The sequence below is a fragment of the Hymenobacter polaris genome (assembly GCF_012927305.1).
In the GTDB taxonomy this organism is placed as follows: domain Bacteria; phylum Bacteroidota; class Bacteroidia; order Cytophagales; family Hymenobacteraceae; genus Hymenobacter; species Hymenobacter polaris.
Map to the genome: position 1 here is coordinate 82,577 of NZ_JABBGH010000003.1, position 16,920 is coordinate 99,496.

General features: G+C 63.3%; 17 protein-coding genes. 11 read left to right on the forward strand and 6 right to left on the reverse strand.

All coding sequences use genetic code 11. The features are described from left to right. Window positions 1-97 precede the first annotated feature (97 nt). The 6 genes from HHL22_RS16720 (at window position 98) to HHL22_RS16740 (ending at window position 5,249) form a co-directional block, all read left to right on the forward strand. Window positions 98-508: a hypothetical protein gene (locus HHL22_RS16720; protein ID WP_169532561.1), complete on the forward strand. Its 411-nt coding sequence runs from the start codon at window positions 98-100 to the stop codon at window positions 506-508. A 258-nt stretch (window positions 509-766) separates the two neighbouring features. Then, window positions 767-1,249 (forward strand): hypothetical protein, encoded by a 483-nt coding sequence (locus HHL22_RS16725; protein WP_169532562.1) that lies wholly within the window; start codon window positions 767-769, stop codon window positions 1,247-1,249. A gap of 235 nt (window positions 1,250-1,484) precedes the next feature. Continuing rightward, window positions 1,485-2,306 carry a hypothetical protein gene (locus tag HHL22_RS16730; RefSeq protein ID WP_169532563.1) on the forward strand — a complete coding sequence of 274 codons (822 nt, stop codon included), beginning with the start codon at window positions 1,485-1,487 and terminating at the stop codon, window positions 2,304-2,306. 84 nt (window positions 2,307-2,390) lie between these two features. Beyond that, window positions 2,391-3,362: an MBOAT family O-acyltransferase gene (locus HHL22_RS16735; protein ID WP_206680737.1), complete on the forward strand. Its 972-nt coding sequence runs from the start codon at window positions 2,391-2,393 to the stop codon at window positions 3,360-3,362. 21 nt (window positions 3,363-3,383) lie between these two features. Further along, window positions 3,384-3,866, forward strand: coding sequence for an MBOAT family O-acyltransferase (locus tag HHL22_RS23750; protein WP_206680738.1), 483 nt, complete (start codon window positions 3,384-3,386; stop codon window positions 3,864-3,866). A gap of 12 nt (window positions 3,867-3,878) precedes the next feature. Continuing rightward, a complete protein-coding gene (locus tag HHL22_RS16740; protein ID WP_169532564.1) occupies window positions 3,879-5,249 on the forward strand; it encodes an alginate O-acetyltransferase AlgX-related protein in 1,371 nt (456 codons plus the stop codon). Here HHL22_RS16740 and HHL22_RS16745 read toward each other — a convergent pair. From HHL22_RS16745 to asnS, 3 genes are all read right to left on the reverse strand, one after another. Then, on the reverse strand, window positions 5,246-6,874 hold the full coding sequence (locus tag HHL22_RS16745; RefSeq protein WP_169532565.1) for an FAD-dependent oxidoreductase: 1,629 nt from the start codon (window positions 6,872-6,874) through the stop codon (window positions 5,246-5,248). The genes HHL22_RS16740 and HHL22_RS16745 overlap by 4 nt on opposite strands. Window positions 6,875-6,958: 84 nt before the next feature. Further along, window positions 6,959-7,639, reverse strand: coding sequence for a S41 family peptidase (locus HHL22_RS16750; RefSeq protein WP_169532566.1), 681 nt, complete (start codon window positions 7,637-7,639; stop codon window positions 6,959-6,961). A 295-nt stretch (window positions 7,640-7,934) separates the two neighbouring features. Then, window positions 7,935-9,353, reverse strand: a complete 1,419-nt coding sequence (asnS, locus tag HHL22_RS16755; protein ID WP_169532567.1) for an asparagine--tRNA ligase — start codon at window positions 9,351-9,353, stop codon at window positions 7,935-7,937. 178 nt (window positions 9,354-9,531) lie between these two features. Between asnS and rpoN the strand changes: the two genes are divergently transcribed. The 3 genes from rpoN to HHL22_RS16770 all read left to right on the forward strand — a co-directional run bounded on the left by rpoN (window position 9,532) and on the right by HHL22_RS16770 (window position 12,486). Continuing rightward, window positions 9,532-11,148, forward strand: a complete 1,617-nt coding sequence (gene rpoN, locus HHL22_RS16760; protein WP_169532568.1) for an RNA polymerase factor sigma-54 — start codon at window positions 9,532-9,534, stop codon at window positions 11,146-11,148. A 42-nt stretch (window positions 11,149-11,190) separates the two neighbouring features. Continuing rightward, the gene (locus tag HHL22_RS16765; RefSeq protein WP_169532569.1) at window positions 11,191-11,751 is read left to right on the forward strand and encodes a hypothetical protein; all 561 of its coding nucleotides are present in this window, start codon (window positions 11,191-11,193) and stop codon (window positions 11,749-11,751) included. A 90-nt stretch (window positions 11,752-11,841) separates the two neighbouring features. After that, entirely contained in the window at window positions 11,842-12,486 is a 645-nt protein-coding gene (locus HHL22_RS16770; protein ID WP_169532570.1) for an NAD-dependent epimerase/dehydratase family protein, read from the forward strand. Between the two features lie 12 nt (window positions 12,487-12,498). Here the strand turns inward: HHL22_RS16770 and HHL22_RS16775 are convergent, their stop codons facing one another. Next, the gene (locus HHL22_RS16775; RefSeq protein ID WP_169532571.1) at window positions 12,499-14,046 is read right to left on the reverse strand and encodes a hypothetical protein; all 1,548 of its coding nucleotides are present in this window, start codon (window positions 14,044-14,046) and stop codon (window positions 12,499-12,501) included. Window positions 14,047-14,438: 392 nt separating this feature from the next. On the opposite strand from HHL22_RS16775, the gene HHL22_RS16780 reads away from it, so the two are divergent. Then, the gene (locus tag HHL22_RS16780) at window positions 14,439-14,702 is read left to right on the forward strand and encodes a CsbD family protein (RefSeq protein ID WP_169532572.1); all 264 of its coding nucleotides are present in this window, start codon (window positions 14,439-14,441) and stop codon (window positions 14,700-14,702) included. A 96-nt stretch (window positions 14,703-14,798) separates the two neighbouring features. On the opposite strand, the gene HHL22_RS16785 is transcribed toward HHL22_RS16780, so the two are convergent. Further along, window positions 14,799-15,710: a histone deacetylase family protein gene (locus HHL22_RS16785; protein ID WP_317172682.1), complete on the reverse strand. Its 912-nt coding sequence runs from the start codon at window positions 15,708-15,710 to the stop codon at window positions 14,799-14,801. A 177-nt stretch (window positions 15,711-15,887) separates the two neighbouring features. Between HHL22_RS16785 and HHL22_RS16790 the strand changes: the two genes are divergently transcribed. Continuing rightward, complete coding sequence (locus HHL22_RS16790) at window positions 15,888-16,091, forward strand: hypothetical protein (protein WP_169532573.1); 204 nt, start codon at window positions 15,888-15,890, stop codon at window positions 16,089-16,091. A 23-nt stretch (window positions 16,092-16,114) separates the two neighbouring features. On the opposite strand, the gene HHL22_RS16795 is transcribed toward HHL22_RS16790, so the two are convergent. Next, complete coding sequence (locus HHL22_RS16795) at window positions 16,115-16,897, reverse strand: TIGR00266 family protein (protein ID WP_169532574.1); 783 nt, start codon at window positions 16,895-16,897, stop codon at window positions 16,115-16,117. Between the last annotated feature and the right edge of the window lie 23 nt (window positions 16,898-16,920).

Consider the following 16,920-nt stretch of genomic DNA (forward strand, 5'->3'; position numbering starts at 1 on the left):
AACCACAAAATCCGGGCGTCCGAATGCTTGAGGCTACTTGCGGCATCTTAGTTGCCAGGTTCGGAGTATCAGGCTTATTCACCTGATTCTTTCCGCCATGAACTTGCAACCTAACGCCCTGCTGCTGGCCGCCGGCCTGGCCCTGGCCGGGGCCGCCGCCCCCAGCGCCGCCCACGCCCAAATTAACGTCAACATTAACACGGCCCCGCCCGTGGTGGTGGGCGCCCCGGCCGATGCGCAGTACTACTACATCCCGGAGGCCAACGCCTACTACGACATCCCGGCCCACCGCTACCTCGTGCAGCGCAACGGCCGCTGGGAGCGCTACGAGCGCCTCGACGGCTACGACCCGCGCAATTTCCACCCCCAGTACATTGACTACCGCGGCGCCGAGCCCTGGACCTATAAGACCCACGGCAACCCCCACGGTCTGCCCCCCGGCCAGGCTAAGAAGCTGTACAAGTACGATAAGCACGACGACCACGGCCGGGGACACGGCCACCGCTAGCCTGCCACCCCGCAGCAAAAAGCCCCGCCCACCGGCGGGGCTTTTTGCTGCGGAAGGCCCTAGGCGGCGGGCCGCTACGCGCTCGGCACGGCCACTTTGCGGCTTTTTCGGGCCCCGCCAGGCTTGGTCGGCACAAATGGCCGGTTGGTCCGCAAAACGGGGCAGGCGGCCCACTAAGCACTAGGTACGGCACCGGGTTTGCCTTAGGTAAAGCATCCCGCTTACCCTTACCTCTTCCACCTTTCTCCCCTTTCCGCCATGAACTTGCAACCTAAAGCCCTGCTGCTGGCCGCTGGCCTAGCCCTCGCGGGCGCTGCTGCTCCCAGCGCCGCCCACGCCCAACTTGCCGTCAACGTGCAGCTTGGCCACCCCACCTGGGGTCCGGCCGTGCCAGCCGGCGTGCAGTACTACTACATTCCCGAAATCGGGGGTTATTACGACCTGGCTGCCCAGCGCTACCTTGTGCAGCGCAACGGCCGCTGGGTGCCGGTAGCTGCGGTACCGGGCTACGACCCCCACAGCTTCCATCCGGTGGTGCTGCGCGACTACCGCGGGCGCGAGCCCTGGGTGCAGTACCGCACGCACTACGCCCGCTACCCCAGGCCCGTGGTAGTGCAGCAGCCGGTGGTGGCGCGTCCCGTGGTGGTGCGGCAGCCCGTGGTGGTGCAGCGCCCCACCCGCCCAGTGGTCGTGCAGCACGTCAACCGCCGGGGCCGCGTAGTGGAGCGCGTGCGCTACTAACGCCGCGCGCCACCTGGCGCCCTGCCCGGCGGCCGCCCCGGGCCCCTAGCCCCCCCAATTGCGTACAGCCATTGGCTAGCCGGCCACCGCTGGCTGGGAGCGTGGGGCGGCTTTCGTCGGCATATTTCGCCCGCTGGTCCGCCGCAGTACCCTAGGGAGCCCGTTTCCTAAAAACCGGCACTTTACTTGCCTTATCGTTGGTGGCGCTACTGCCGCTTCTTTTCTTTCATTAAGTATGAAACGCTCGCTTCGTTTGCTTGCTGTTGCGCTGGGCGCCGGCCTGGCCCTTACTGCCCCCTCTGCCGCGCACGCGCAAGTGAGCGTAGGCGTGCAAATTGGGGCGCCCGCCTGGGGGCCACCCGTGCAGGCGGGCACGCAGTACTACTACATCCCGGAGATTGACGGGTACTACGACATTTATAACCAGGTATATATCGTGTTCGACGGCCAGCAGTGGGTGCAGCAGCCCTACCTCGATGGCTACGACCCTTATTACTTTCACCCGTACCCGGTGAGCTACGTGGGGCCGCAGCCTTGGCTTTACATTAGCACGTACCGCAACCGCTACCCGCAGTACGTAACCGGCTGGCGGCGCGGCGGCTACCCTGGCCAGTTTTATGGCCACGAGTACGGCGCAGGCCACGTATATGGCTATGACCGCGGCGGCTACGGCCGGCCAGGCTACAATGGCTTCGGCGACCGGGGCAGCTACGGCCGCCCTGGCTACGGCGGGGGCCGCGACAACCGCGGCGGCTACGGCCAGCCCGGAGGCTTCGGCGACAACCGCGGGGGCGGCAGGCTGCCCGGCAACAATGGCTTTGGCGACCGCGGCAATCCGGGCCAGCTTAGCCCCAACAACCCCGGCAACGGCGGGGGCTTCGGCAACCGGCCCGCGGCGCCCGGCGGCTTCCCGGGTGGGGGCATTGGGGGCGGCCAACCCCAGCGCGGCAATTTCCCGGGTGGCCAGCCCGGTGGGGGGCAGCCCGGCGGCTTTGGTGGCGGCAACCACGGAGGCGGCGGCCAACCTGGCGGCGGGGGCCGGCGCGGCGGCCGCTAGGCCCGGCCCCTACCCTACTTGTGACTAGGCGCGTAGCTTTGAAGCTGCTCTTTCGCAAGGGCAGCTTCTTTGCTTTTACCCCCTATGGTTTTTAGCAGCACGCTATTCCTCTTCTACTTTTTACCCAGCTTTTTGGCGCTGTACTGGCTGGTGCCGGCACGCTTCAAAAACGCGGTTGCCCTAGGGGCCAGCCTGCTGTTTTACGCCTGGGGCGGCCTCAGCTTTTTGGGGCTTTTCCTGGGGTCGGTGGTGGTCAATTTTTTCCTCATTCGGGCCATGGCGGCCACCCCAGCCCGGTGGAAGCAGCGTATTTTTCTGATAATCAGCATTCTGCTCAACGTCAGCCTGCTTTTTTACTTTAAGTACGCCAACTTCTTCCTCGACAACGTGAGCGCGGTGCGCGGCTACTTCGGCGCCGGGGAGCTGACCTGGGAAAAAGTGGTGCTACCCATCGGCATCTCCTTTTTCACCTTCGAAAAGCTGACGTACACCATTGATGTATACCGGGGCGTGAACCAGCCCCTACGCTCGTTCTGGGATTTCCTGCTCTACATCATGCTCTTTCCCAAGCTGATAGCCGGGCCCATCGTGCGCTTCCACGAAATAGCCGGGCAGCTCACCGACCGCCGGGCCTTCGACACAGTGGACGAGAAGCTGGCGGGCTTCTTCCGCTTCATGGTGGGCCTAGGCAAGAAAGTACTGATTGCCAACGTACTGGGCCAGCAGGCCGACCGCCTGTTTGCCCTGCCGCCCGAGGCCTTGCCCACTGGCCTGGCGTGGGTAGGCGCGCTGGCCTACACGTTCCAGATTTACTTCGACTTTTCGGGCTACTCCGACATGGCCATCGGCCTGGGGCGGCTCATGGGCTTTCAGTTTCCCGAAAACTTCAACTCGCCCTACGTGGCGCGCTCCATCACCGAGTTTTGGCAGCGCTGGCACATCACGCTGGGCCGCTGGATGCGCGACTACCTCTACGTGCCCCTGGGCGGCAACCGGGTGCGGCCCAGCCGCTTATACCTTAACCTATGCACCGTGTTCGTGCTCTCGGGTTTGTGACACGGCGCCGCCTGGACGTTTGTGGCCTGGGGGGCCTACCGCGGCGTCTTTCTGGTGCTGGAGCGGCTCTTTCTACTGCGCGTTTACCGCCGCCTAGGGCCACTTAGCATCTTGCCCACGTTTGCCATCACCGTAGTAGGCTGGGTGCTGTTCCGGGCCGAAACGCTGGCTGGCGCCCTGGCCTACGCGGGACGTATGCTGGGCCAAACTCCGCCCGTGCCCGACGTGGGCTGGGGCGGCCCGGCCGTGGCGGCGCCCGTGGTGCCGGCCAGCTGGCAGCAGTTCGATGCGCAGTTCTGGACCCTGCTGGCCCTAGGGGCCCTCTTCGCTTTCATGAACGTGGTGCCGGGCCTGGAGCGCCGCAACTTGAGCCTGTACGCGGCGCATACGCTGTCATGGCGGCGCTCGGTGGCGCTGGCGGCAGTGTCCGCTGCGCTGCTGCTAGTTAGCACTAGTTCACTGGTTAGCAGCTCGTTCAACCCTTTTATTTATTTCCGTTTTTAGCTATTCGCTCTAATGTCTTCTACTCTTCGCCCACCAGGGATGCTGGGCAAGCGCTTAGTGATAGGCTTGCTCTTTTTGCTGTTGCTGCTACCAGCCATACAAGCCTACTGGCCTCTGGTGCCAATGGGAGCCCTAGGCGGCGTAACTGCCGAGGCTGCCGCGCCCCAATTTAATTGGGAGGCATTGAAAACTGGCCGCTTGCAGCCCGCTCTCGAAACATATACCACTGACCATTTAGGATTTCGCCCTTGGTTGGTACGGCTGTATAATCAATTAGTGTTTTCAGGCTTCAGTATCACTCGCTCGCCGGATGTACTGCTAGGTAAAAATGGGGTGCTGTTCATGCCCACCTACATTCAGGCTTATTTAGGAAAGGATGTGATGACAGCCGATGACGTACGCTATCAAGTTATAAGAATCAAGATGTTACAGCATGACTTAGCGCAGCATGGCATCAACTTTCTGTTTGTATTAGCGCCCAGCAAAGCCCGCTTCGAGCCCGAGAACTTACCGCCACATTCGCCACCTACTACCTCCAAATATGACCTATTTACGCGTCAGGCAGAAGCTAGCCACTTACCACTGCTTGACTGTGTAAAGCTGTTCGCCGCTTGGAAACGCACTAAACCGTATCCGCTCTATCCGCGGGGTGGCACCCATTGGAGCGGCTACGCAACTACCCTGATAGCCGACACCTTGCTGCGGCAGCTCGAAGCTAGTGGCCACTACAAATTGCGCGATTTTCGGCCGGTAGGCCGCCCGGATATTGTGCGAGCCAGTGACTTGCTGCGAGGCACCGACAACGACTTAGGCCAGACACTCAATTTATTATGGCGCAAGGAAATTACCCCTTTAGCTTACCCGCACATTCATTTTGAACCACTACGCGCCGGGCAAAGCCAGCCTTCTTTGCTGCTGGTTAGCGACAGCTATTGCTGGGGCCTAACGCAATTTGTACCGTATTTGCAGCAAGAGTTTGCCACTGATTCGCGCATCTGGTTTTACAACCGCACTGCCTTCGCTCCCGATTCCAGCGATAAAACCAATGGGGCGCGCAAGGAGGGTGAAGTAGAAAAGCTCAATCTGCGTCAGGAGCTGGAAAAGCGCCGGACTGTGGTACTAATGATGACCGAATTTAATTTGCCTGAGTGCGAGTTCTGGTTTACCAGCCAAGTATTCCAGCTTTACCACCCCTTCACCGACGCAGACCACGCCGCTATCGACCAATTGGCCGCTAAGTATCAGCAGGAATACTTGACTGGCAGTTGGGATGCCAAGGCCTTAGAGCCCGAACATGCTGCTTACCTAGCCCATCGCAACGCCCTTCAGTACTACGAAGCCGAGCAGATGACGCGCTTGTTAGCGGCTTCTTCTGCCCCCTAGCCCGCCAGCTCGGCCCAGCTGGTGGCGTCGCTTACCTCGGCGGGTGCGGGCATCTGGTTGTTGTTCAGCAGTTCGGCGATGTAAATCATGTCGGCGTCGCGGCCCATGCCGGCCACGGCCGTAATGCGGCCCTGCTCGATGTAGAGGGCCAGGAACTCCTGCTTGGCCAAGTCGCCCAGGATGCGGGTTTCGTCGGGCTTCGTGGCGTGGCCAGCGTAGCGCAGGCTCTTGCCGTACTGCTGCGTCCAGAAGAAGGGGGCGGCGGTGTAGGCCTCCTGCTTGCCGAGCATGTTGCGGGCGGCGGTGCGGCCGTGCTGCTGGGCCAGGCGCCAGTGCTCGATGCGGGTGGCCTGACCGCCGGCCAGGGCCAGCGGGAAAGTGGCAATGTCGCCGGCGGCGTACACGTTCTTAGCTACTTGCAGGTACTGGTCGGTTTTGAGGCCACCGTCTTTTTCGAGGGGCAGCGCGTCCTGCAGCCAGTCGGTGGCCGGGCGCACGCCCACGCCCAGCACCACCAAATCAGCGGGCAGAATCTGGCCGGATTTCAGCTTGACGCCACTCGCTTTTCCGTCGTCACCCAGCAGCTCAGCCACCTCGGCTTCGGCCTCAAATTTTACGCCCTTCTCCTCGTGCAGCTTCTGAAACATGGCGCCCACCTCGGGGCCTAGGACTTTCTCGAAGGGTACCTTCTCCTGGGCCACCACGGTCACGGCGCGCCCCTCCACGAGGCTGCTGGCGGCCTCCATGCCAATGAAGCTGCTGCCGATAACTACCACCTGCTTGGCCTCCTTAGCGGCGGCCAGCAGGGCGTCTGCGTCCTGCTGGGTGCGCAGGGGCAGCACGTTTTGCAGGTCGTGGCCGGGCAGCTTGGGCAGCCGGTTGGGGGTGGCGCCCAGGGCCAGCAGCAGCTGGTCGTAGTGCACGGCCGGGCGGCCCTTTAGGCTGATTTCCTGCTTATTTAGGTCGAGGCCGGTGGCTTCGGCGCCGCCGATAAAGTCGATTTTCTGCGCTTCGTAAAATGCCTGCTGGCGCAGCGGCAGGCCCTCGGGCTTGGCCTTGCCGGCCAGGTAGGCTTTGCTGAGCTTGGTGCGGTCGTAGGGCGCCGCGCCGTCGGCCGAGATGAGCACCAGGCGGCCCGTAAAGCCCTCCTGGCGCAGGGTTTGGGCGGCGTATTCGCCGGCCGCGCCGCCGCCCACGATGACGAAGGTGTGGGTATCGGCGGGCTTGGCATCAGCCGGGGCGGGCGGGGTGCCGCCCACTTCGGCCGTGGGCGTGGCCTCGGGCTTGTCGGTGCTGGCGGTGGGGCTAGGGGGCACCTGCACCAGAATGCGGCCATTGGCCTCGCGCACTTCGTAGGCGGGCAGGTCGTCGAGGGCAGGCGGCTCGCAGAGGTGGCCGTTCTCGACGCGGAAGCAGGCGTGGTGCCAGGGGCAGACGAGGCGGCCGGCCACCACCTTGCCCTTTTCCAGCGGGGCGCCGTAGTGCGGGCAGTTGGGGGCGAAGGCGTGCACCTGGCCCTGCTGCCGCGTCAGCAGCACCTTGGGGCCGTCATTCGGCGCAGCGAAGGTTTGGAGGCCGCCTTCGGGCAGGCTGGCCGAGTCAACAAGGTCTATTTCGGAAATCATAACGGGCGTAGTAAGGTGGCTTTGCTGAACGCAAGGCTGGGCGGCCGGGTTGGCCCTAGGGCCAGCCGTGAAGCCTTAGGGCTGCTACCACTTGCCCGCCGGCGCCGGCTGCCGCAGCCAGGAGGCAGCCGCGTCCAGCGTTGCATCGGCGGCGCCAGCCGGAGCGGCGGGCACCAGTTCATCGGACACCAGCGGCCCGGTGCGCACGCGGTGGGGGCGGTCGGCCTCGTTAACCATAGCGATGTCCAGCTCGGCGCCGTCCGGCAGCCGGAAGAGGTTGTTGGCCGTGGTATAGCCCGCCGAGGGCTGCCCAAACAGCCACGTGGCGGGCCGGCCGATGAAGGCCATTGCTGTCACTTCGCCGCTGCTGCCCGTGCCAGGGCCGATGAGCACCGCCACCGGACTGGCGGGCCGGCGCAGGGGCTGCGCGGGCGACAAGCGAGCACCTTGGCTGCGCCCGTTCACGCTCGCGACCATCTCGCGGTAGGTAATGGGCTTCTTCCAGCGGCCCGCTACAAAGTACGCCAGGGTGCCGGTGCCCGTCAGCGCCCCTAGGCCCGCCAGCATGGGGCGCATATTGCCCCCGCCGTTGCCGCATAAATCCACGACCCACCCGGTGACGGTGTGCTCGGTATCGAGCTGCCGGATAAGGGTTTGCAGCTCACCGGCGAGTGCTATCTGGCGCTCGTTGTTGTCCGAGGTGAACTCCGGCACCGCCATGTAGGCCAGGCCTTCGCCCAGGTAGCGGGCGCTGGGCGCGGCCACGGCGCCTTGTCGGCGCTGACGGCGGCCGGCAATCGGAACGTGCTGTGTTTGTTGCCGTGCTGGCGTAGCCACCCTATCAGGCAGGGAAAGAGGAGGTAGGTTTCGCCCATCGTTTGCATACCGTGGGCCCGGGCCAGCAGAAGCAGGTGTTTCATAGCACTATTAAGAACGTCCCGAGCTTGCCGAGGAACCTCACTCGGCGCCGCCTAGGGTGCTCCTGACGGCGCAAGCGAGACTCCTCGACAAGCTCGAAATGACGTGCTAGATAGTTGCTATCGTTCGCAGTATTTATCCCCTAAAACTCTGCCTTTTTGGGGTAGCGGGGGAAGGGGATGACGTCGCGGATATTACCCATGCCGGTTACGAACAGCACCAGGCGCTCGAAGCCCAGGCCGAAGCCCGAGTGCGGCACGGTGCCGAAGCGACGGGTGTCGAGGTACCACCACAGCTCGTCGGCGGGCACGTGCATCTCGGCCATGCGGGCTTCGAGCTTCCCTAGGTCTTCCTCGCGCTGCGAGCCGCCGATGATTTCGCCGATGCCTGGAAACAGCACGTCCATGGCCCGCACGGTGCGCCCGTCGTCGTCGAGCTTCATGTAGAAGGCCTTGATATCCTTCGGGTAGTTGGTCAGGATAACCGGCTTCTTGAAGTGCTTTTCCACCAGGTAGCGCTCGTGCTCGCTTTGCAGGTCGGTGCCCCAGTCCACCGGAAACTCGAACTTCTGCTTGGCCGTCTTCAGAATCTCCACCGCCTCGGTGTAGGTGAGGCGCTGGAACTGGTTGTCGACTACAAACTGCAGGCGGCCGAGCAGCTCCTTGTCGTAGGTGTCGTGGAGGAACTGCAGGTCGGCGGCGCAGTGCTGCAGGGCGTAGCGCACCAGGCTTTGCAGGAAGTCCTCGGCCAGGTCCATGTTGTCGGGCAGGTCGTAGAAGGCCATTTCCGGCTCTACCATCCAGAACTCGGCCAGGTGGCGGGCAGTGTTGGAGTTCTCGGCCCGGAAGGTAGGCCCGAAGGTGTACACCTGCCCTAGGGCCATGGCGGCCAGCTCACCTTCCAGCTGCCCGCTCACCGTGAGGTTGGTTTGCTTGCCGAAGAAGTCCTCCGCAAAATCCACCGAGCCATCAGCCGTGCGCGGCGGGTGCTCGGGCGGCAGAGTGGTGACGCGGAACATCTGGCCGGCACCTTCGGCGTCGGAGCCCGTGATGATGGGCGTGTGCACGTAGTAGAAGCCGTGCTCGTTGAAATACTGGTGGATGGCGAAGGCCAGCGCGTGCCGGATGCGCAGCACCGCCCCGAAGGTGTTAGTGCGGGGGCGCAGGTGGGCAATGTCGCGCAGGGCTTCCAGTGAGATACCTTTTTGGTCGCTGCCGCGCTTTTGCAGCGGGTAGGTTTCGGGGTCGGCGGTGCCGAGCACGGTAATTTCCTCGGCCTGCACCTCCACGGCCTGGCCCTTGCCCTGGCTGGCCACCAGTTGCCCGCGCACGGCCACGCTGGCGCCGGTGGTGATGTCCTTCAGGCTCTCCTCCGAGAACTTGCTCAGGTCGGCCACTACTTGCAGCGTGGCTAGGCACGAGCCATCGTTGAGGGCAATGAACTGCACGTACTTGTTGCCGCGGCGGGTGCGCACCCAGCCCTTCACCAGCACGTCGCGGTTGAGGTCGGTGCTCGTCAGCAGGTCGTTGACGCGGGAGCGGCGGAGGGCTTCGGGGGGCATAAGCGAAGAAAAGCGGGTTGGGCCGCAAAAATAAGGCCGCTTTGCGCGCTTATACGCGCCTTAGCGCTAACCCCAGCCCGACCTTCGCAGTATTTAGGCACGACCAAGCCCAACGCTACTACGTAATTACTTCGTCCGCCCCGGCCCCCCGGCCACTTTTACTAGTCTCCTAGCTGCTATGCAACGCCTCGACCTTACCCAAAGCCTATCCCAGCGCCTTTCGCCCCAGCAAATTCAGTTTATCAAGCTACTGCAGATACCCACGGCCGAGCTGGAAACGCGCATCAAGGAGGAAATGGAAGTGAACCCGGCCCTGGAAGAAGGCGATGGCGACGAAGCGGAGCGCGACGACAACGCCGACGATACTGCCGACGAAGCCCCCGAGGCCGACGACCCCAACGATTCGCTCGACAGCGACGACACTACGCTGGACGAAGACTTTGGCGGCAGCGAGGCAGCCGACGACACCCTAGGGCCCGACGACTATGCCGACGAGCGCGCCGAGCCCAGCACCGAGCCCGAAACCCCCGGCCTCGACACCGAAAACCACGAGCCCGACATCAGCGATTACCTCAACGACGACGAAATTGCGGGCTACAAGATGCAAGGCGACGGGCCCGGCGACGAGGAGGAGCGCGAAATGCCGCTGGCCGACACCAGCGCCAGCTTACAGGACTCGTTGCTCGACCAGTTGCACTACGCCCAGCTCGACGAGCTGGAGCAACACATTGGCGAGCAGCTCATTGGCTCGATTGATGGCGACGGCTACATTCGACGCGACCTGGCCGCCATTGCCAACGACCTGGCTTTCAGCCAGAACATTGAGGTGAGTGAGGCCGATATTGAGCGCGTGCTCCACGTTATCCAAGCCTTCGACCCGGCCGGCATTGCCGCCCGCAGCCTGCCCGAATGCCTACTGCTGCAGCTAGAGCGCCGCCCCCAGGACGAGGCCACCCAAAACGCCGAACGCATTATTACCGAGACGTTTGACGAGTTTACTAAGAAGCACTACCAGCGCATTCAGCAGCGGCTCGACCTAGAGGACGACGAGCTAAAGGAAGCCGTGGCCGTGATACTCAAGCTAAATCCCAAGCCCGGCGGCAGCGGCCCCGTGAGCGGCGGGCGCGGCAGCGCGGGCGGCGCGCAGTACCTGATGCCCGACTTCATCCTCACCAACGACAACGGTGAGCTGAACCTGACCCTGAACGCCCGTAACGCCCCCGAGCTGCGCGTGAGCCGCGACTACCGCGAGATGCTGCAGACCTACGACAAGGCCGCCAAAAAAGACCAGAAGATGAAGGAGGCCGTGAGCTTCGTGAAGCAGAAGCTCGACTCGGCTAAGTGGTTTATTGACGCCATCCGGCAGCGCCAAAACACGCTGCTGCGCACCATGTCGGCCATCGTGGAGATGCAGCGCGAGTTCTTCCTGACCGGCGATGACTCGAAGCTCAAACCCATGATTCTGAAGGACATCGCCGGGCAGATTGGCATGGACATCAGTACCGTGAGCCGGGTGGCCAACTCCAAGAGCATCCAGACCGAGCACGGTATCTACCCGCTCAAGTTTTTCTTCTCGGAAGGTATTGCTACTGACAGCGGCGAGGACGCCAGCAGCCGCGAGGTGAAAAGCATCCTCAAGGACCTCATCGGCAACGAGAAGAAGGACCACCCGCTAAGCGACGACAAGCTGGAAAAGATGCTGAATGCCCGCGGCTATAACATTGCCCGCCGCACGGTAGCCAAGTACCGCGAGCAGCTCAACATCCCAGTGGCCCGGCTACGCAAGGAGTTGTAGCCCCCACTTTTCCCTAGGCCCTCGCCACTTGGTTTGCAACTCATGAAGGCAGTATTTGCGTTTTTGCTCTTGCTGGCCACTGGGCCGGCTGGTGCCCAGCAGCTAATGGCGCCCGTACCCGTCGATGCTACCACGCGGCTGGTAACGTACACGGCCGTGGTGCCGGCGCCGGGCGTGGCGCAGGCCAGCCTACTGGCCCGCGCCCGCGTGTGGGCCGCCCGGGTAGGCATTCCTGATAAGCCCCCAGTTATGGTCAGCGAGCTAGGTACCGATGTGCTGGTGGTAGCCGGCATGCAAGCCATTAACAGTGCCTACGATATTTCGCCGCAGTCGCTCTACTTCCTAGCGCGGGTAGCGCTGCGGGAAGGGCGCTACCAGTACCGCCTGGAGGAACTCACCCTGGTAACCACCAGCAGCACCGAACCGCCTATTTACCGGCCGGCCGAGGCGCTTTTCCTCAGCGAAGCCCCACCCAAGGCTACCGGCTCTTCCTACGCCACGCGCCAGCGCAAGGCGTTTGAGGAAGCCGTTGGGCAGGCGGCCGCCACGTTGCAGTTTTCCCTCACTACCCCGCTCACCGCCGGCACCGGCGCCGATTGGTAAGCGAGTGCGCGCTTGAGACTAGGCCTAGGGCCATACTTGCTTGCGGCAGCTGGCCCCTTTAGTCACTCACTACCTGATACTTCCTGCCCAATGCCCCAGCGAATCATTCTTACCGGCGCCACTGGCATGGTGGGCGAAGGCGTACTGCTCACGCTCCTAGGCCAGCCCAACGTCGAAGTGATGCTGAGCATCAGCCGCCAACCCAGCGGCCACCAGCACCCCAAGCTGCGCGAGCTGCTGGTAGCCGATTTCTTTAATCTGGAAAGCATTGAGCACGAGCTGAGTGGCTACACGGCGTGCTTTTTCTGCGCCGGAGTATCGTCAGTGGGCAAGAAGGAGGCTGAGTACACGCACCTCACCTACGACCTGACGCTGCACGTTGCCCGCACGCTGGTGCGGCACTCGCCGCAGGCCACGTTTTGCTACATCTCGGGGGCGGGCACCGGCGGCCGGTCCATGTGGGCGCGGGTGAAGCGGCGCACCGAAACCGACCTGCTGGCCCTGGGCTTCCGGGCCGCCTACATGTTTCGGCCGGGCTTTTTGAAGCCCGAGCGCGGCCAGCGCCACGTGCTGAAGATGTACCGCTGGCTGGGCTGGCTGTTTCCGCTGGTGCGGCGCCTAGGCTACGGCAGTACCCTGCGCGAGTTGGGGCTGGCCATGCTGCACGCCGCCGAGCGCGGCGCCCCCCAGCCCGTGCTAGAAGTGCGCGACATCGTGCGGCTAGCCGCTACCTGAGTACCCTAGGGCCTACTTGGCCGCCAGCCACACCAGGGTTTCGTAGTAGGGCCGGCCCAGCACCCGCGCTTTCAGCCAGGCGTAGAAGCTGAGCACCTGCAAGTCCTCGCGTTCCGACGATACAAAAGCCGGGATGGCCGCCACGCGCTGCGCAAACTCGGGCTGGCGCACTACGGCCGGCTCCTCAATAAGGGCGCGCACGCACTCGAGGTAGCGCAGCACCGGCTGGTAGCGGCCCCCTAGGGGCGCGGCGGGCGCCTCGGCCGTGGCCGGGCTGCCCGGAAATTGCTCGTGCAGACGGCGCTCGACGGCGCGCACGCGGGCTAGGGCCTGGTCGGGGTTGCCTAGTTCCAGCTGAATGAGCAGCTCGCCGATATTATGGTTTATCAGCCATTCCAGGCCTAGGTTATGCTCCAGCCAGTGGTCGGTGCGGTCGAGGCTGATGAGCGTCTGGTTGGCTTTAGCGAAGCTGCCCTCGGCAAAGTAGTGAAACGCCAGTTGCAGGCGGGCGGTGAGCTGGTCGGACGGCAGTAGCGGGGGCTTGCGCTGCAAGGCCTGCTCCAGCATGCCGATGCTTTCGGTATTGCGCTGCAAGAAGGCGTAGTTGGCCGCCAGCAGAAAGCCGAAGCGCGGCCCTAGCTCGGCAAAGCGCTGGCCGGCCGCCGCCAGCACCGCCTGCCCCTGCTCGAGGTAGGCCACCGACTCGGCAAAGCGCCGCGCCCGATACAGCGCGTGGGCCAGCATATAAAGCAGGCGCAGCTGGTGGCCCCGCTGGGCAGGCGCAAAGCCGTGGCGCCGCTCCATCAGCCGGTAGCAGCGCTCCCCAAACTGGGCAAAGGCCGCGTAGTCGCCGCGCACCAGCATGGCGCTGCGCGTAATGCTCAGCAGGCGGGCCAGCAGCGAGGGCGAGCGCGCAAACGCCTCCTGCAAGTCGTACTCTTTCAAGATACTTTGCAAAATCTCGTCGGCCGGCACGGCGCGGCCGTGCACGCGCGCCTGGCGCAGGCGCTGCCGCAGTAGGCTATCGGCAATGCTGGCGCGCTCCTCCTCGTCGGCGGCTTTTTTGTTGCGGTTGCGGCGCACCAGCAGCTCGTCCAGCGGCTCGGCGTGGGGCAGGTGCGCGTACTGAATTTGCAGGTTATACACCGCATTCAGCGGCTCGTACTGCTCGTTGTCCAGGGCCAGCTTCTCGGCCTTGCGCAGCAGGTTCCAGGCTAGGCGGGGCACCCCGGCCTCAAACAGGTAGCGCGCCAGCGAGAGCTGCCCGCGCAGCGAGGTGGCGGCCGTGTCATCGAGCTGGCGCTGGCGCAGCAGCAGGAAGTCGGTGAGGTGGCGCAGCAGGCGCTTGCGCAGGGCGTAGTAGGCGGCCGGGTTGGGCTCGCCCGGATACAGCTTGTCGATAAGCTCGGCCGACGACCACTCGCGCGCCTGCAGCAGCAGGGCCAGCAGGCGCAAATCTTGCCGGCCCGTGGCCTTGCGGCGCTGCCACTGAATGAACTGCGCCAAGTCGCGGCGGTCGTCGGGCGAAAGAGTTTGCAGCGTCAGGCGGAGGTCATCCATGGCAACGGGAGGTAGCGCAAGTGGCGCGGGCAGCCCCGGCCGCGCCCAAAGATACCGCTTGGCCTACTTGGGCAAAGTCGAATTATATCCAATAAAACTTTTTATAATCAGTACTTTATCTATTACAACCTGATTAAACGAAAGTCCCGCACTCACATAAAAATCGCCTGGTGCGGGTCCAGGGCATCACTGGTGCGCTATGCCAACAACCTACACGAGGCGCCGCCGGCCGTGCCATCCGCTAGCTGGAGCCACCTGGGAGGCTAGGCCCGGCTATGAGCGTTAGCGCTTGGCCCGTGCGCGGCCCCAACCTTACGCAAAGCCCCACCGTAGAAAGCCACATAAGCACTCGCTTTCTTTCATACTACCCCACCCCTAACCACTTTTCAGTCATGGACGCTAACAACAATAATGTCAACGACAGCACCGAGCTGCGCGCTCGCGGCAACTGGAATGAAGTAAAAGGCGCCGCCAAGCAGAAGTGGGGCCAGCTTACGGACGACGACCTGACCTACGACGAAGGCAAGCAGGATGAGTGGTTTGGCGACTTGCAAAAGAAAACCGGCCACGCCATCGACGACATTAAGGATTGGTTTTCGAAGACTTTCAGCGGCACCGAGAACGACCCCAACCGCCCTTCCAACCAAAATAGCTAGTAGCGCTGGTTAAACTGCCCTAGGCCCCGCTTCCGCAAGGAGGCGGGGCTTTTTTTAATGATTAGTGACTAACGATTAGTGATTGATAGTTAGCCATTAATCCCACAGGTCGGCGGCCACTCGATAGGTATTGGCGTGCGCCTCCACGATGTCGCTTATTTTTTCGGAATAGCCGCCGCCCATGCACACTACGGTGGGCAGGTTGCGCTGACGCAAGGCGCTCAGCACTAGCTCGTCGCGGCGGCGGCAGCCCGCGCGGCTCAGGCTGAGGTGGCCCAGCTTGTCGGTGGCCAGCACATCAACGCCGCTGAGGTAGAATACGAAATCGGGGCGCGTCGGCCCGTCGAGTAAACCAGGTAGTACGTCGAGTAGCATGGCCAGGTATTCGGCATCGCCAGTGCCGTCGGGCAAGGCAATATCCAAATCGGACTGCTCCTTGCGGCCCGGAAAGTTGCGCGCCCCGTGCATGGAAAACGTGCATACCCGCGGCTCGTGCTGGAATAAAGCGGCCGTGCCGTTGCCCTGATGCACATCCAGGTCGATGATGAGCACCTGGCGCACCCTAGCCCCCTCGTGGGTTAGTAGCCAGTTGGCAGCCACCGCCTGGTCGTTGAGCAAGCAAAAACCTTCGGGGCGCCCGGCAAAAGCGTGGTGCGTGCCCCCGGCAATATTGAGCGCCACACTGGCGTTTTCTAACGCGTACCGGGCGCAGCCGATGGTGCCCCCCAGCAGCACCAGCTCGCGGTGCGCCAAGGCGGGGCTCCACGGAAAGCCGCTGGCCCGCTCCTCCTGCCGCGTCAGCTGGCCGTGCAGCAGGCGGTGCACGTAGCCGGCCTCGTGCGTCAGCAACACGTCGGCCAGCGGGGGCGGCTCGGGGGCAAAAAAATTGCTGGCCGTGGCCGTGCCCTCGTGCAGCAGCTGCTCGGGCAGCAGCTCGTACTTCAGCATCGGAAAGCGGTGGCCCGGCGGCAGCGGCAGCACGTAGCTCGGAGCGAAGGCAATGGTCACGGCCGAATGCTAGAGGTTATAGCTAAATAATGCAACTTTTGTATTCAGCCAAGTAGTTCTTAATTTGCACCCCTCCTAGGGCCCGCCCTACATCCGAAGACGCTAGCAGTTACGTACTTTTGACTTTATAATTACCTACTTTATTATTCTATCCGCGGCCTTTCGCTCTCTTTAGTTATGGCTTCTCCCGCCCATTCCTCCCATTCGCGCCTGCGCGCTGATTATCAGCCCCGCCTGCGCCGCTCTTCTTTCAACGGTGCCAAGCAGCTAGCGGCCGTGCAGGCGCCCAGCCGCCGGGTGCTGCTCGCCGTGGGCCTGCTCGTGGTGGCGCTGCTAGTAGCTATTGGCACCATTGCCTACCACGTAGCCACCAGCAAGTAGGCTCACCGCCGGGCCCTAGGCCCCTACTCGTCGAACAAGCTGCCCGCTAAGCTGCCTAGCACCGAGCCGCTCTCTTTTTTGGCGTTGCCGCCCCATGGGGCCAGGGCCTGAATGAGCTTCTTAACGGGCATCGACTGCAGCCACACCCGGCCGGTACCGCGCAGGGTGGCTAGCAGCAGCCCTTCGCCGCCAAATATCATCGACTTGAGCCCCCCAGCCCGCGCCACGCTGAAGTCGATGCCCGGCTCGAAGGCTACGATGCAGCCTGTATCGACGCGCAGCAATTCATTGTGCAGATGCTTCTCGACGATGGTGCCGCCGGCGTGCACAAACGCCTTGCCATCGCCGGTGAGCTTCTGCAGGATGAAGCCCTCGCCGCCAAACAAGCCGGCTCCGAGCTTTTGGTTGAAGTGCAGGCTGATAGCCGTGCCCTTGGCCGCCGCCAGAAAGCCATCTTTCTGCACGATGAGGCCCGCGGGCATGGTGCCCAGGTCGATGGGAATAATCGTGCCGGGGTAGGGCGCCGAGAAGGCCACTCGACTACGGCCATAGGCCCCGCGGTTGGTGAAGTGGGTCAGAAACAGGCTTTCGCCCACCAGCAGCCGCGTGCCCGCCTTGAAGAGCTTGCCCAAGATGCTCTGGTCGGGCTCCGAGCCGTCGCCCATCTTGGTTTCGAACGCGATGGCTTCGTCCATATACACCATGGCGCCGGCCTCGGCCACCACGGTTTCCTGGGGGTCCAGTTCTACTTCTAGTAGCTGAATATCAGTACCTAAGATGCGGTAGTCAACGTCGTGCGAGCGCATGGCCAAAGTTGTTAGGGGTGAAG

Bases quoted from the DNA above. Each gene is read 5' to 3' on its own strand.
- HHL22_RS16720 (WP_169532561.1), top strand. From the start codon at position 98: ATGAACTTGCAACCTAACGCCCTGCTGCTGGCCGCCGGCCTGGCCCTG.
- HHL22_RS16725 (WP_169532562.1), top strand. From the start codon at position 767: ATGAACTTGCAACCTAAAGCCCTGCTGCTGGCCGCTGGCCTAGCCCTC.
- HHL22_RS16730 (WP_169532563.1), top strand. From the start codon at position 1,485: ATGAAACGCTCGCTTCGTTTGCTTGCTGTTGCGCTGGGCGCCGGCCTG.
- HHL22_RS16735 (WP_206680737.1), top strand. From the start codon at position 2,391: ATGGTTTTTAGCAGCACGCTATTCCTCTTCTACTTTTTACCCAGCTTT.
- HHL22_RS16740 (WP_169532564.1), top strand. From the start codon at position 3,879: ATGTCTTCTACTCTTCGCCCACCAGGGATGCTGGGCAAGCGCTTAGTG.
- HHL22_RS16745 (WP_169532565.1), bottom strand. From the start codon at position 6,874: ATGATTTCCGAAATAGACCTTGTTGACTCGGCCAGCCTGCCCGAAGGC.
- asnS (WP_169532567.1), bottom strand. From the start codon at position 9,353: ATGCCCCCCGAAGCCCTCCGCCGCTCCCGCGTCAACGACCTGCTGACG.
- rpoN (WP_169532568.1), top strand. From the start codon at position 9,532: ATGCAACGCCTCGACCTTACCCAAAGCCTATCCCAGCGCCTTTCGCCC.
- HHL22_RS16765 (WP_169532569.1), top strand. From the start codon at position 11,191: ATGAAGGCAGTATTTGCGTTTTTGCTCTTGCTGGCCACTGGGCCGGCT.
- HHL22_RS16770 (WP_169532570.1), top strand. From the start codon at position 11,842: ATGCCCCAGCGAATCATTCTTACCGGCGCCACTGGCATGGTGGGCGAA.
- HHL22_RS16775 (WP_169532571.1), bottom strand. From the start codon at position 14,046: ATGGATGACCTCCGCCTGACGCTGCAAACTCTTTCGCCCGACGACCGC.
- HHL22_RS16780 (WP_169532572.1), top strand. From the start codon at position 14,439: ATGGACGCTAACAACAATAATGTCAACGACAGCACCGAGCTGCGCGCT.
- HHL22_RS16790 (WP_169532573.1), top strand. From the start codon at position 15,888: ATGGCTTCTCCCGCCCATTCCTCCCATTCGCGCCTGCGCGCTGATTAT.
- HHL22_RS16795 (WP_169532574.1), bottom strand. From the start codon at position 16,897: ATGCGCTCGCACGACGTTGACTACCGCATCTTAGGTACTGATATTCAG.